Origin of the sequence: Pseudomonas sp. ENNP23 (genome assembly GCF_001728945.1) — a bacterium.
Classification (GTDB): Bacteria; Pseudomonadota; Gammaproteobacteria; order Pseudomonadales; family Pseudomonadaceae; genus Metapseudomonas; species Metapseudomonas otitidis.
Map to the genome: position 1 here is coordinate 197,888 of NZ_LYSP01000003.1, position 13,254 is coordinate 211,141.

The following is a 13,254-nucleotide window of genomic DNA, read 5'->3' on the forward strand; positions in this document are numbered from 1 at the left end:
AGGAGCAGGGCGCGCCGTAGAGGGCGTAGGGTGGGCTTCAGCCCACCGCCCCACCTCTCCACCGTTCCAACACCCTAGAACAAATCCAACTGCCCCCCAGCCGGCGGCACCTGTACAACCGGAGCCGCCGCAGCAGGCGCGGCTGCGGGGAGCACCGACGACTGCGGGTCACGGGCCAGGCGCTCGGCCAGGCCCGCCGCCCGCTCGGCGCGGGTGCTCACCGCCTCGGCCAGGCGCTGGGGCAGACCCCAGATCTCCACCCGCTGCCGGGCGCGGGTGATGCCGGTGTAGAACAGCGAGCGGCTGAGCAGCGGGCTCGGCTGCTCCGGCAGCACCAGCAGCACCTCGCGGAACTCCGAGCCCTGGCTCTTGTGCACCGTCATGGCGAAGGCGCTGTCGTGGCTCGGCAAACGTGCCGGGGAGAAGGGCCGGTGGCCGTCCTCGCCCTCGAAGAACACCCGCAGCCCATGGGGCGTCGGCAGGCAGATGCCGACGTCGCCGTTGAACAGCCCCAGCGCGTAGTCGTTCTGCCGCACCATCACCGCCCGCCCCGGGTACCAGCGCTCGCGGCTGGCGATGCCCAGGCGGCGCTTGATGCGCGCCTCCAGCGCCTCGTTGATCCCGGCCACGCCCCAGGGCCCCTCGCGCTGGGCGGTGAGGGCGCGGAATTCGGCGAAGGCCGCGAAGGCGGCCGTCGGGTCGCCCCGTCGTGCCGCACTGATGAAAGGGGCGTAGCCCGCATCCAGACGTTCCAGCAGCGCGGCCTGCAGCGGCCCGGCGTTCCAGGCCAGGTCGGCGCGGCCCTCGCGCAGCAACGCCAGGGTGCCGCGGGCATCGCCGGCGTTGATCCGCCGCGCCAGTTCACCGATGCCGCTGTCCCCGGCGAAGCGGTGGCTGTGGGTCAGCAGCACCACCGAATCCCCCAGGCGCGAGGTGGGCGTCTCCGCCGGCACCGGCTGGCCGGTGATGCGTTCCAGCTCGGCCGCCGCCGTGGCGTCCAGGCCCCGGCCCTCGCAGAGTTCGGCGAACACCGCGCCGGCCTCCACCGCCGCCAGTTGGTCCTTGTCCCCCAGCAGGATCAGCCGCGCACCCGGGGGCAGCGCGTCCACCAGCTTGGCCATCAGCGCCAGGTCCACCATCGAGGCCTCGTCCACCACCAGCACGTCCAGCGGCAGCGGGTTATCGGCGTGGTGGCGCACCCGGGGGCTGTCGCCGTGGCTGCCGAGCAGGCGGTGCAGGGTGCGCGCCTCCTCCGGCAGCAGGGCCTTCACCGTATCGCTCACCGGCAGGTCAGCCTTGGCATTGCGGATCGCCTCGGCCATGCGTGCCGCCGCCTTGCCGGTGGGGGCCGCCAGGCCGATGGCCAGGCGCTCGCCGCCGGGCTGCTCCAGCAGGGACGCCAGCAGGCGCACCACGGTGGTGGTCTTGCCGGTGCCGGGGCCGCCGGAGATCACCGCCAGGTTGCGCCGCACCGCCTGAGCGGCGGCCAGCCGCTGCCAGTCCGGCGACTGGGTGTTGCGGGCGAACAGCCGCGCCAGGGACTCGCCCAGTTGCGCCTCGTCCACCGGCGGGCGGGCCGTGGCCAGCCCCAGCAGGGCCTCGGCCAGGCGCGCCTCATAGGCGTGGTAGCGGCTGAGGTAGAGGCGGTCGCCGTCCAGGGTCAGCGGCGCGTAGCCACCGGCCGTGGCCACCAGCGGCGAGGCCGCCAGTTGCGCCCGCCAGGTGTCCAGGGGTGGCAGGTCGAAGCCCTCGACGCCCTCGTCGAACACCCGCTGACCGGCCAGGCGCGCCAGGGGCAGGCACACATCGCCCGCTGCCAGGGCCTGGCAGCAGAGTACCCCGGCCACCAGCACCGGCAGCGGCGCATCGGGCTCCAGGTGCAGCAGGCTGTCGGCGAAGAAGCGCTCCAGCGGCCCCAGGGGCAGGTCGGCAGGCATCACGGGTGGCCCTCCTCGAACAGCCGGTCCAGCGCGTCCAGCAGCGCGTCTTCCGGGCGGTGGAAGTACACCCCGGCGTCGGGCATACCGCGCAGGAACAGGTAGTAGGCGCCGCCCAGCCCGTCCGGGCCGAAGCCGTCCAGGCGCTGGCGCAGGAAGCGCCGCAGCGCCACCAGGTAGATCAGGTACTGCAAGTGGTAGTGCTCGGCGGCGATGGCCTGCTCCAGGCGTTCGCCGCCGTAGTAGCTGGCGTCGGGCCCTAGCCAGTTGGACTTGTAGTCGGCGATGTACCAGCGCCCCTGGTGCTCGAAGGTGAGGTCGATGAAGCCCTTCATGAAGCCGTTGAGGGTGTCGAACTCCAGGCGTTCGGCCGCCGCGCGCATGGGCGCCGGCAGGCCGTGGGCCGGGTCCGCCAGCACCGCGCGCAGGCCGTGCAGGTCGAGCTGGCGCACCGGGAAGGTGAAGCCCAGTTCCGGCAGGCGCCGCGCCGGGTCAAGCCCGGCCAGGGTCAGGCCGGCGCCGTCGAGGTCGGCGTCCAGCACCTGGCGCAGGTGCAGGGTCGCGGTCTCGGTCCATTCCAGCGGCAGGCCGTGGCCCTTGAGGTGGGTGTCCACCAGCGCGGCCAGCTCGCCCTCACCGCGCACCCAGTCCTCGAGGATGGCGTGCAGGCAGGTGCCTGCCCGTGCGCCGCGCGGGAAGGCGTGGAAGCCGCTGCCCGGCTCGGTGGCCGGCGGCACGAAGAAGGCGTCGCGGTCCGGTGCCTCCATGTGCATGCCGGCCGCCAGGCCGGAGAAACTGCCGACCCGCCAGGCGCTGTGCAGGGTGCGTTGCAGTTGCGCCAGGGCCGTCGGCGGCGGGGCGCGGTGCTCGCCCTGGGCGCTGGCCTCGGCCTCGCGCAGCGGCACCACGGCGATGTCGCCCGCGCTGACGGCGGCCAGGGCCTCCAGTTCCTGGCGCAGGCCGGGGCCTTCCAGGGCGGCCAGGTGGCCGGCCAGCTCGTCCAGGGGGGCATCGCCGGGCAAGGCGCGGCCGTGCAGCAGCCAGGCCAGGGCGCTGGTGTGCAGCCCGTCATCGGGCAGGCCGCCGTCCTTCTTCGGCTTGGGCACCGCCACCGGGCCCCAGTGCAGCCAGAGGCGGTCGCGGGGGCGGGTGAGGGCCACGTAGGCCAGGCGCAGGCGTTCGGCGAAGCGTTCGCGGCGGGCGCGCTCGCGGTTGGCCTCCAGCTCGGGGCCGCCCAGGTCCAGCAGCGGGGTGCCGTCCTCGGCGTGGCAGGTGATGTCTTCGTCGCGGCGCAGCAGCGCGCCGTCCCATAGGTAGGGGCAGAACACCAGCGGGTATTCCAGGCCCTTGGAGGTGTGCACGGTGACGATCTGCACCCGCTCGGCATCGCTTTCCAGGCGCAGCAGGGCGTCGTCGCCGTGGCTCTCGGCCTGGCACTGGGCGATGAACCAGGCCAGCAGCGGCTCCAGGCCGGGGCGCAACAGGCTCTCGGCCTGCAGCAGTTCGGCCAGGTGCAGCAGGTTGGTCAGGCGCCGTTCGCCGTCGGGCAGGGCGATCAGCCGCTCGGCCACCGCCTGCTCGTCGAGCCAGGCACGGAAGGCGCGCATGAAGCCGTGCTGCTGCCAGAGCTGGTGGTAGCGCTCGGCGCGTTCGCGCTCCTCGTCCCAGGCGTGCTCGTCGTCCTGGCAGCGGGCCAGGGCCTGGGCGTCGCGGCCCAGCAGGCGGGTGGAGAGGGCATAGCGCAGCACGCCCTCGCGCCCCGGCTCGGCGTAGGCGGCGAGCACGGCGGCCAGTTCGGCGGCCTCTTCGCTGTGCCAGACGCTGTCGCGGCCACGGCGCACGCTGGGCACACCACGGGTGGCCAGCTCGGCGGCCACGTCGCCGGCCTGGCGGTGGCTGGCCACCAGCACGGCGAAGTCGCCGCCGCGCAGCGGGGTGCGCACGCCGTCGGCCTCGAAGTAGGCCTGGCCGGCGGCGCTGGCGGCCAGCAGGGCGGCGATGCGGCGGGCGGTGTCGATGGCCACCGCGCGGCCGGCCTCGCCCTTGCCGAGCGGTTCGTCCCCCAGCCACACCAGTTCCAGCGGGGCACCGCCCTCGGGCAGCACCAGTTGGGCGCGCGGCTTGTCGCTGGCGCCCACCGGCGGGTAGTCCAGCCCCGGCTCGGCGAACGGGCGGGGGCGGTCGAAGACCCGGTTCAGCGCGGCGATCAGGCGCGGCACGGAGCGGTGGTTGGTGGCCAGGCTGTATTGCCGGGCGGCCTCGTCACGGGCCTTGAGGTAGGTGGCCAGGTCCGCGCCACGGAAGGCGTAGATGGCCTGCTTGGGGTCGCCGACGAAGCACAGGTCGCCCCCGGCTTCGCCGCCCGGGTAGACGCGGCGGAAGATGGCGTACTGCACCGGGTCGGTGTCCTGGAATTCGTCGATCAGCGCCACCGGGTAGCGCTCGCGCAGGGCGGCGGCCAGGGCGTCGCCGGCCTCGCCCTGCAGCGCCTCGTCGAGGCGGTTGAGCAGGTCGTCGAAGGCCAGCAGGCGCTGGGCCGCCTTGCGCTGGGGCAGCTCGCGGTTGAGGGTGTCGAGCAGGCGCACCTGCAGGGCGATCAGCCGTGCCTCGCCCGCCGGTTTGGCCGCCTCCAGCGCGTCCACCAGGCCTTGCAGGGCCGAGCAGAGCGGGTAATCCGGCAGGTCGAAGCCCTTCTTGCAGCCCTTGGCCAGCGCCTCGCGGGCGAGCTTCTCCAGCCCTGCCGGCGGGGCGAAGAGCGCCGCCGGGTCGGCGAAGTAGGCGTCCAGCTCGCTGTGCCAGAGGGCGAACCTGGCCGCGTCGTAGCTGCGCTTGTTGAGCCCGTCGAAGGCCGCCAGCTCGGCCAGGCAACTGGCGGCGTCGCGTAGCCACAGGCTGCGGGCGTGTTCCCAGGCGTCGCAGGCCGGGGCCAGGTCGCCCGGGGCGGCGTCGCGGGGCTCGATGCGCAGGTAGGGCTTGCCCAGGTGCCCGCGCAGGCGCTGGCGCAGGCTGGCCGGGGTCAGCCGCTTCTGCGCCAGGAAGCGCGCCCAGGCCGGTTCGGCGGCGGCCAGTTCGGCGCGCCAGAGGTCGGCGAGCAGGGCGTCCAGTACGTCGCGGTCGTCGGCCGCCAGTTCGCTGTCGAAATCCCCGCCGGCCTCGAAGGCCGCGTCCTGCAGCGCACGCTGGCAGAAGCCGTGGATGGTGAAGATGGCTGCCTCGTCGAAACCGTGCACCGCCAGCAGCAGGCGGCGGTGGGCATCCTCGCCCGGGTAGCGGGCATGCAGCCCGGCCAGCACCGGGTCCGGCGCGGGGGCGCCCTCGTACATGGCCAGCAGCGCCGCCAGGCGCGCGCGGATGCGCTCGCGCAGCTCGGCGGTGGCGGCGGTGGTGTAGGTGACCACGAGGATCTGCCCGACGCCGAGCTGGCGCTCCAGCAGCAGGCGGGCGTAGAGCGCGGTCAGGGTCCAGGTCTTGCCGGTGCCGGCACTGGCCTCGATCAGGCTGCGGCCGTCGAAGGGGGAGTCGAGCAGGTCGAGGCTCATGGGCCGTCCCTCAGATCGTCCCCAGTCAGCACCGCGTTCAGCGCCAGGTTGCTGTAGTAGTTGGACCGCCCGATCCTGCGCTTCTCCAGGAAACCCGCGTCGGAAAGCTCCTGTAGGTAGCGCGTCGCGGTCAGGCGCGAGACCGAAAGGTCGCGCATGACGAATTCGATCTTGGTGTAGGGATGGGTGAACAGGTTGTTGATCAGGTCCTGGCTGTAGAAACGGTGCTGCGCACGTATCCGGTGCTTGTAGTCGAGCAACGCAGCCTTGATGCCCTCGATCGTATGGATGGTCTGGCGTGCCGTTTCTTCGATGGCCGAGAGCATGAACAGCACCCAGGCCTCCCATTGCCCGTCGTCCCGCACGGCCTGGAGCAGGTCGTAGTACGCCACCTTGTGGCGGACGATGTAGCGGCTCAAGTAGAGGACGGGAATGTCCAGCAGCCCACACTTGAGTAGATACAGCACGTTGACGATGCGCCCTGTGCGGCCGTTGCCATCGTAGAAGGGGTGGATGCTCTCGAACTGGTGATGGATCAGTGCCATCTTCACCAGGGGATCGGCATCGAAGAGCGCATCGTCGTTGATGAAGCGTTCGAGGTCCCTCATCAGCTCGACGATCCGCTCGGCCTCCTGGGGCGGGGTATAGACCACGCGGCCATAGCCGTCCTTCAGGGTCGTTCCGGGCAGCCGACGCAGGCCGGCATTGTTGCGTTCGAGCGCGGCCTGGATCTCGATGATCTGGTTGGTGGTCAGCAGCCCGGTTCGACATACCGAGGCATGACCTACATACAAGGCCTGGCGGTAGCGCAGTACCTCCTTGGCGGCCGGGCTGTTCGCGGCATCGGGAAAGGCATCGTCGCGAAACAGATCGTCATGGGTGGTGACGATGTTCTCGATGGCCGAGCTGTCCTTCGCCTCTTGCATGCCCAGGGTGTTGATGAGGATGCCCTGGTGGGGGATGGACGAGGCGACGCCCTTGAGCTCAGCCAGTGCCCGGCTGGCCGTAGCTAGCTTGCGGAGTATCGACCGGGTCTCGAAACGGACCGGATCCAGTTCGTGCAGGCTGTGCAGGTCAGGCATGGAAACCGACTCCCATCATGTTCAGGAAACCGGCATTTTCCGACCTTTTCATACGCATGCGTATAGAAAAAGGCCAATTCCTATACATGTCCTGTCTGAACTGCATAGAGATGAGCGCAAACGTATCTGCATGGCGGCCGCTCATGCGTCCTCCTCGCCGTCATCGGCCAGGGCGTCCAGGGCCGGGCCGAGCAGGGTCTCGGCGAGGGTTTCGAAGCGCGCGTCCAGGGGGTCGCGGTCGCGGAAGGCGAGGGCGTACCAGGGGTCCTGGGATTCGCCACGGGGGCCGAAGTCGAGGCCTTCCCAGGCCAGGCGGGCCTTGCTGCGGGCCGCTTCCAGGGGCTCCTTGCGGCCGGGCTTGCGCAGACCGTGGGCGAAGCCGTGGCTGGCCTTGGTGATCAGCGGCAGCGGGGCGCAAAGGGCCTCGCGGTAGGCCACCAGCCAGGGCTCCAGCAATTGCCGGGCGTTGGTCAGCGGGCCGGCCTGCCAGTCCCCGGCCGGCGACAGCAGGCGGCTCTGCCGGGCGATGCCGGGAGGTGCGGCGATGTTCAGCAGCAGGTGGCGCAGCCAGAAGGGCGCCAGCTCCCATTCGCCGAGGCGGTTCAGGCGCCAGCCGAACAGGCCGTCTTCGGTCACCCCGTCGAGCCAGCCGTGGATGCGCACGCCGGCCAGTTCCAGATCCACCAGCAGCGGCTGCGGCGCGCTCTCCGGGCGGGCGTCGAACAACCGGGGGGCGAAGGCGCGCACCGGGCCGCGCAGTTGGCCCCACAGGGCGTGGCCGAGCTCGCCGCTGGGCAGCCAGCCGGCGGCGCGGGCGATGCGGCGCTCGTCGGCCTCGGACCAGCCGCGCTCGACGGCGTCCAGGGCGAGCTGGCGCAGGCCACGCCAGGCGGGGCCTTCGAGGGCGAAGGGCTCGTCGCTGGCGAGGGCTTCCTCGGGCTCGGCCAGGTGCAGGCCGAGGCGCTGCTCCAGCAGGAAGCGCGCCGGGTGGCGGAAGCACTGCACCAGCATCGAGGGTTCCAGGGTCAGCCAGTCGGCGTCAGGCGCCGGCAGCGGCTCGGCGAAGGGCGCGGCGGCCGGCTGCGGTTCGCCGGCCAGGCGCTGGGCAGCGCGGAACCAGGGGGCGGCATAGCCACGGTGGACGCCGCCGGCGAAGTTGCCGGGGGCGAAGGGCTGCAGCGGGTGGTTGACCAGCACCCGCTGGCTGGCGGGGGCGCCGTCGGCGTGGGCGGTGAGGTCGACGGTCTCCAGGAGTTCGCTCACCAGCACCGAGGGCGGCAGCGCGGCGTTGTCCCGGGGGTCGCGGCCGACGTAGCTGATGTAGAGGCCGTCGCGGGCCGACTGCAGGGTCTCCAGCAGCAGGTAGCGGTCGTCCAGGCGCCGGGCGCGGTCGCCCCGGCGCGGGCGGCGGGTGATCAGGTCGAAGCCGGCGGCGGGGGTGCGCCGGGGGAAGGCGCCGTCGTCCAGGCCGAGCAGGCACACCAGGCGGAACGGCAGGCTGCGCATGGGCACCATGGTGCAGAAGGTCACGGCGCCGGTGAGGAAGCCCGAGGCGCCGCCGCCGGCATCCAGCGCGGCCACCAGTTGCTGGCGCACCAGGGCCAGCTCCACCGGGCGGGTGATCAGCGCGGCCTCGCCCTGCTTGCGCAGTTCGCCGCAGGCCTGGGACAGCAGCAGCAGGGTCTCGCCGGCCTCGCGTTCGTCGAACAACTGGTCGATCAGCCCCTGCAGGGTCTCGGCCCAGTCCGCCAGCGGGCGCGGCCGGGCCAGGTCGTCGGCGAGCACGCCGAGGCGCTGGATGAAGCCGGCCAGGCGGCCGAGCAGTTGCGCGCGGGCGCCTTCGAGGGCATCCAGCGGCCAACTGTCCCCCAGCAGTGGCGGGGCCTCGCCGGCCAGCCGGGGCGGGGCGGCGAAGCCCAGTACCAGGCGTTCCAGGCCCTGGCGCCAACTGAAGGCGTCGTCCTCGGGCAGGCCCAGGCGCACCCGGTGGCGAGCGTCACGGCCCCAGCGCACGCCGGCTTCGCGCAGCCAGTCGCGGATCAGCGGCAGGTCGTCGGCGTCGATGCCGGCGCGGGCCGCCAGGGCCGGCAGTTCCAGCCAGGCCAGCAACTCCTCGGCGGCGAAGCGGCTCTGGGGCAGTTCCAGCAGGGCGAGGAAGGCCTCCACCAGCGGCAACTCGGCACGCAGGCTGCGGTCGGCCAGGCTGTAGGGGATGCGCGGCACGCCCTCGCGGGGGGCGAACACCGCTTCGATGTAGGGGGCGTAGCGCTCGATGTCGGGGGTCAGCACCACCACCTGGTCGGGGGTCAGCCCGGGATCGGCGGCGAAGCGGGCCAGCAGCTGGTCGTGCAGCACCTCCACTTCCCGCAGCGGCGAGTGGCAGACGTGCACCTCCAGCGAGCGGTCGTCCGGGCGCAGCGCCAGGCGCTCGTCGGCATGGCGGGTGCGCAGCCGCAGGATGTCGTTCTGGATGGCGCGCAGCAGGCTGCTGTCGTCCAGGCCGTCGTCCTCGGCGTAGATGCCGAAGTCCTGCCCGCCGAGGGTGAACAGGGCGTCGAAGAAGTCGCGCCCCTGCTTGCCGAGGCTGGCCAGCAGCGGGTGGCCGACGTCCAGGTACCAGTCGTCGATGCCCGGCTCCGGCAGGGCCGCCAGCTCGCGGATGTCGCGGATGTCGCCCCAGGCCTCGCGGCAGGGGTTGAGGGCGAACAGGATGACCTCGCAGTGCCGCGCCAGCCCTTCCAGCACGCGCATGTGGTGCGGCGGCAGGCTGCTGATGCCGAACACCACCAGGCGCTCGGGCAGCCCGGCCAGCGGCGCCGGGTCGTGCAGCCGCGCCAGCAGGTCGCCCAGCAGGCGCGCGCGGTGGGGGTGGCCGTCGACGGTGAGGGCCTGCCAGAGCAGCGCCTGCCAGGCTTCGTCGGGGCCGAGCCCGAGCAGCTCGCCGCGCTCCCAGGCGGCCAGCCAGTCGTCGCGGTAGAGCAGGTACTGGTCGAAGACGTCGGCGATGCGCGCGGCCAGGGTCAGGCGGCGGCGCTCGTCACCGCCCTCCAGGTACTGCGCCAGGCGCGGCGTCTGCTCCAGGTGCGCGGGCTCGCAGAGCCAGTCGTAGAGGCGCCAGGTCAGGGTGGTGGGGTTGAAGGCCGACTGCGGCGGCAGCTTGCCCAGCACCTGACGGGTGAGGTCCCAGACGAAGCGCGCCGGCAACTGCACATCGAGCTGCATGGCGATGCCCTGGGCGCGGGCCAGTTGCAGGGTCAGCCAGCGGCCCATGCCCTGGCTCGGCACCACCACCTTGGCCGGGGCCAGCGGGTCCGCCAGCGGCTGGGCGAGCAGGGCGCAGGCCAGCTCGCCGAGGCTTTCCAGGTCGTTGGCGTGGTAGAGGTTGAGCATGGGCGGGCCGCGTCGATCGGGAGCGCACAGGGTATCAGTTGACCCGATTGGGAGCGACGCCGCGCACGGACAGGATTTGCCGACTTAACCGGCTTGCAGGGAGGTGGATGCGCGCAGCGCGGGGCTGGCCCGACGCGCCCCGGAACATGACAATCCCATGACAGTCTGATGTCGCGGCGCCGCCATGCGGCGCCCTCGTCTGTGGGGGCCTGGTTCTGCCAGGGAATGGCAGCGGCCAGGCCCCTGGGAACGTGTCGTGAACGCCGCCCGGCAGTCGGGGCAGCGCACGACCGGCTTCTTGAAGGAGGGGTCCGATGCTCACCTTGCTCAACCTGCTTTCCGCCGTGGCCCTGCTGGTCTGGGGGACCCACATCGTGCGGACCGGCATCCTCCGGGTCTACGGCAGCGACCTGCGGCGCCTGCTCGGCCACGCCATGCGCCGCACCCCGCTGGCCTTCGCCGCCGGCATCGGCGTCACCGCGCTGGTGCAGAGCAGCAACGCCACCGCGCTGCTGGTCACGTCCTTCGTCGCCCAGGGGCTGATGGGGCTGTCCTCGGGGCTGGCGATCATGCTCGGCGCCGACGTCGGCACGGCGCTGATGGCGCGGGTGCTGACCTTCGACCTGTCGTGGCTGTCGCCGCTGCTGATCTTCTTCGGGGTGATCCTGTTCCTCTCGCGCAAGCAGACCCGCCTCGGCCAGCTCGGCCGGGTGGCCATCGGCCTGGGGCTGATCATCCTCGCGCTGCAGTTGATCGTCGCCGCTGCCGAGCCCATCACCACCGCCAAGGGGGTGAAGGTGCTGTTCTCCTCGCTGACCGGCGACGTGATGCTCGACGCCCTCACCGGCGCGCTGTTCGCCATGATCACCTACTCCAGCCTGGCAGCGGTGCTGCTCAGCGCCACCCTGGCGGCGGCCAAGGTGATCCCGCTCAAGGTGGCGCTGTGCCTGGTGATCGGCGCCAACGTCGGCAGCGGCATCCTGGCGATGATCAGCGCCACCTCGCAGAACGCCGCCGGCCGCCGGGTGGCCCTGGGCAGCCTGCTGTTCAAGCTCGCCGGCACCCTGCTGGTGCTGCCGCTGGTGGGCCCGCTGGCCAACTGGCTGGACACCTGGCCGTTCTCCACCGCCGAGCTGGTGATCGCCTTCCACGTGCTCTACAACAGCGTGCGTTGCCTGCTGTTCCTGCCGCTGACGCCCTACATGGCGCGCTTCTGCGACTGGCTGCTGCCCGACCGCGAGCAACCCACCGACATCGCGCGGCCGCGCCACCTGGACCCCACCGCCCTGGACACGCCGAGCCTGGCCCTGGCCAACGCCGTGCGCGAGACCCTGCGCCTGGGGGACATCGTCGAGCAGATGCTCAACCACCTGCTGGCGCTGATACGCGGCGCCGACCCCAGCCTGGGCCGCGAGATCCAACGCCTGGACGACGACATCGACGCCCTCTACACCGCCATCAAGCTGTACCTGGCGCGCATGCCCCGCGAAGACCTCAGCGAGCGCGACAGCCGACGCTGGGCCGAGATCATCGAGCTGACCATCAACCTGGAGCAGGCCGGCGACCTGATCGAGCGCATGCTCGGCGACGTGCAGCACAAGAAGACCGCCCAGCAGCGCTCCTTCTCCGACGCCGGCCTGGCCGACATTGGCGCGCTGTACACGCAACTGGTGGACAACCTGCGCCTGAGCCTCTCGGTGTTCCTCAACGGCGACCGGGAGAACGCCAGGCGCCTGCGCCGCGCCAAACAGCGCTTCCGCGTGCTGGTGCGGCGGCTGTCCCATGCGCACCTGGAGCGGCTGCACCAGCAGGTGGTGGAAAGCATGGAAACCAGCGCCCTGCACCTGGGCCTGATCAGCGACATGAAGCGCCTCAACTCCCTGTTCTGCGCCATCTCCTACGCCGTGCTGGACAACCCCGAGGCCCCGCTCAGCACCCGGGACGAGGACGGCATCGGCGCGCTACGCGACGACGAAGTGGCCTACCCGCCGGAGATCACCTCGCAAAGCTGACAGCACCTTCCGATAGACGCGGCCATGGGCAGAATCCTGCCCATGAGCCCGCCTGCCCCCCTGTCGGACACGCCTCGGTCAGCGCCAGCCCGACCCAGGCCGTGCTGCACGCCCCAAACCCGGCGTGGTCCATGACGAACCCGACCGCACCGCCCTCGACCTCAGTGAGCGCGCGCTGCCGCATCGCCTTGCTGAATAAGGCAGTCGCTGCCTGCACCTGCTGCCACCTCCGTCGTCATGCCTGCTGCTCCAGATCCACCAGCCGGCTGGTGGGGCCATCGGCCCGCAGGCGCTCGCGGACCATGGCCGGCCATAGGGCACGGGCCCGGCGTTTGGCGATAGCGTAGGTGAGGTTTTGCAAGGTGCGCATCGGCAGCAACAGGATGCTACCTAACAGCAGGACAGCGTCGGCGTAACTGAGGAAATTGCGTCCATTGTTGGCGTGGTACTCCGCCTTGATCAGGCCCCAGTACAAGCGAACCGATTGGCCTTTGCTGCTGCGCACCTCTCGCAGCTCGTCGACACGCTCTGGCGTATCACTGCGCTGCCCCTGCTCATCGAACCAGGGACCATGCTCCATGTAAGCCCGCAGGTACTCCCAGAAGCCCAACTGCATCTCCAGGCTCTTGCCGATGGGCGAGCCCAGGTTGATCACCACCTGCTCCTCGGGGTGGCCGTAGCGGTGCAGCAGCACTTCCAGTGCGGCATGGCGCATGCCGCCGGTGTACAGCCCGACGGTGTCGAAGGGGTAGGCCGCAGCGGCGATGCCATCCCAGGGGGTGTGGTACAGCTCGCCGTCCTGCTCGAAGTACAGCTCGCGGGTGCGACGGTTAAGCAGGATCGGCAGGGGCATGGGCTGGAGCACTTCGCAGATGAAGGGGATCAGAAAACAAGGCAGTGCAAACAGCAGAATTTTGAGGGCCGACTCAAAGTCACCATCTAAGAAAACGGCTAGCGCAAGCCCTAGCAAAGCAATCCCCCCCACGCCCCCCAACGCTCCGGTCCACATCCCCCGATCTGCATTCTCGCCGTGCTCAAGGCTCAGGTAATACTCGGTCTGCTCCTCCACTTCGGGCATGCACATAAGCGGTGCCTCCGTGGATTTGTCAGCCTGGAGCAGGCGAGTGTCAGGCACCTTGGCGAAGCGCCGAGTAAACGCGCGGGCAGCCTCCATCGTTATGCCTGCTGCTCCAAGTCCACCAACCGACTGGTGGGGCCATCAGCCCGCAGGCGCTCGCGGACCAGGGCCGGCCATTGGGAACGGGCGCGGCGTTTGGCGATGGCGTAGGTGAGG

At 71.4% G+C, this 13,254-nt stretch carries 6 protein-coding genes; 1 reads left to right on the forward strand and 5 read right to left on the reverse strand.

Annotated features, from left to right (window positions below):
• Positions 1-74: 74 nt before the first annotated feature.
• The 4 genes from recD to recC all read right to left on the reverse strand — a co-directional run bounded on the left by recD (position 75) and on the right by recC (position 9,948).
• A complete protein-coding gene (gene recD / locus A9G05_RS03215; protein ID WP_139131064.1) occupies positions 75-1,940 on the reverse strand; it encodes an exodeoxyribonuclease V subunit alpha in 1,866 nt (621 codons plus the stop codon).
• Positions 1,937-5,476 carry an exodeoxyribonuclease V subunit beta gene (gene recB / locus A9G05_RS03220; protein ID WP_069559600.1) on the reverse strand — a complete coding sequence of 1,180 codons (3,540 nt, stop codon included), beginning with the start codon at positions 5,474-5,476 and terminating at the stop codon, positions 1,937-1,939. Before recB ends, recD begins: the two co-directional genes overlap by 4 nt.
• The gene (locus A9G05_RS03225; protein ID WP_069559601.1) at positions 5,473-6,558 is read right to left on the reverse strand and encodes a Fic family protein; all 1,086 of its coding nucleotides are present in this window, start codon (positions 6,556-6,558) and stop codon (positions 5,473-5,475) included. Before A9G05_RS03225 ends, recB begins: the two co-directional genes overlap by 4 nt.
• Before the next feature lie 141 nt (positions 6,559-6,699).
• The gene (recC, locus tag A9G05_RS03230; RefSeq protein ID WP_069559602.1) at positions 6,700-9,948 is read right to left on the reverse strand and encodes an exodeoxyribonuclease V subunit gamma; all 3,249 of its coding nucleotides are present in this window, start codon (positions 9,946-9,948) and stop codon (positions 6,700-6,702) included.
• A gap of 314 nt (positions 9,949-10,262) precedes the next feature.
• Between recC and A9G05_RS03235 the strand changes: the two genes are divergently transcribed.
• On the forward strand, positions 10,263-11,960 hold the full coding sequence (locus A9G05_RS03235; protein WP_069559603.1) for a Na/Pi cotransporter family protein: 1,698 nt from the start codon (positions 10,263-10,265) through the stop codon (positions 11,958-11,960).
• Between the two features lie 235 nt (positions 11,961-12,195).
• Here the strand turns inward: A9G05_RS03235 and A9G05_RS03245 are convergent, their stop codons facing one another.
• Positions 12,196-12,813 carry a hypothetical protein gene (locus A9G05_RS03245; protein WP_069559610.1) on the reverse strand — a complete coding sequence of 206 codons (618 nt, stop codon included), beginning with the start codon at positions 12,811-12,813 and terminating at the stop codon, positions 12,196-12,198.
• Positions 12,814-13,254: the final 441 nt, after the last annotated feature.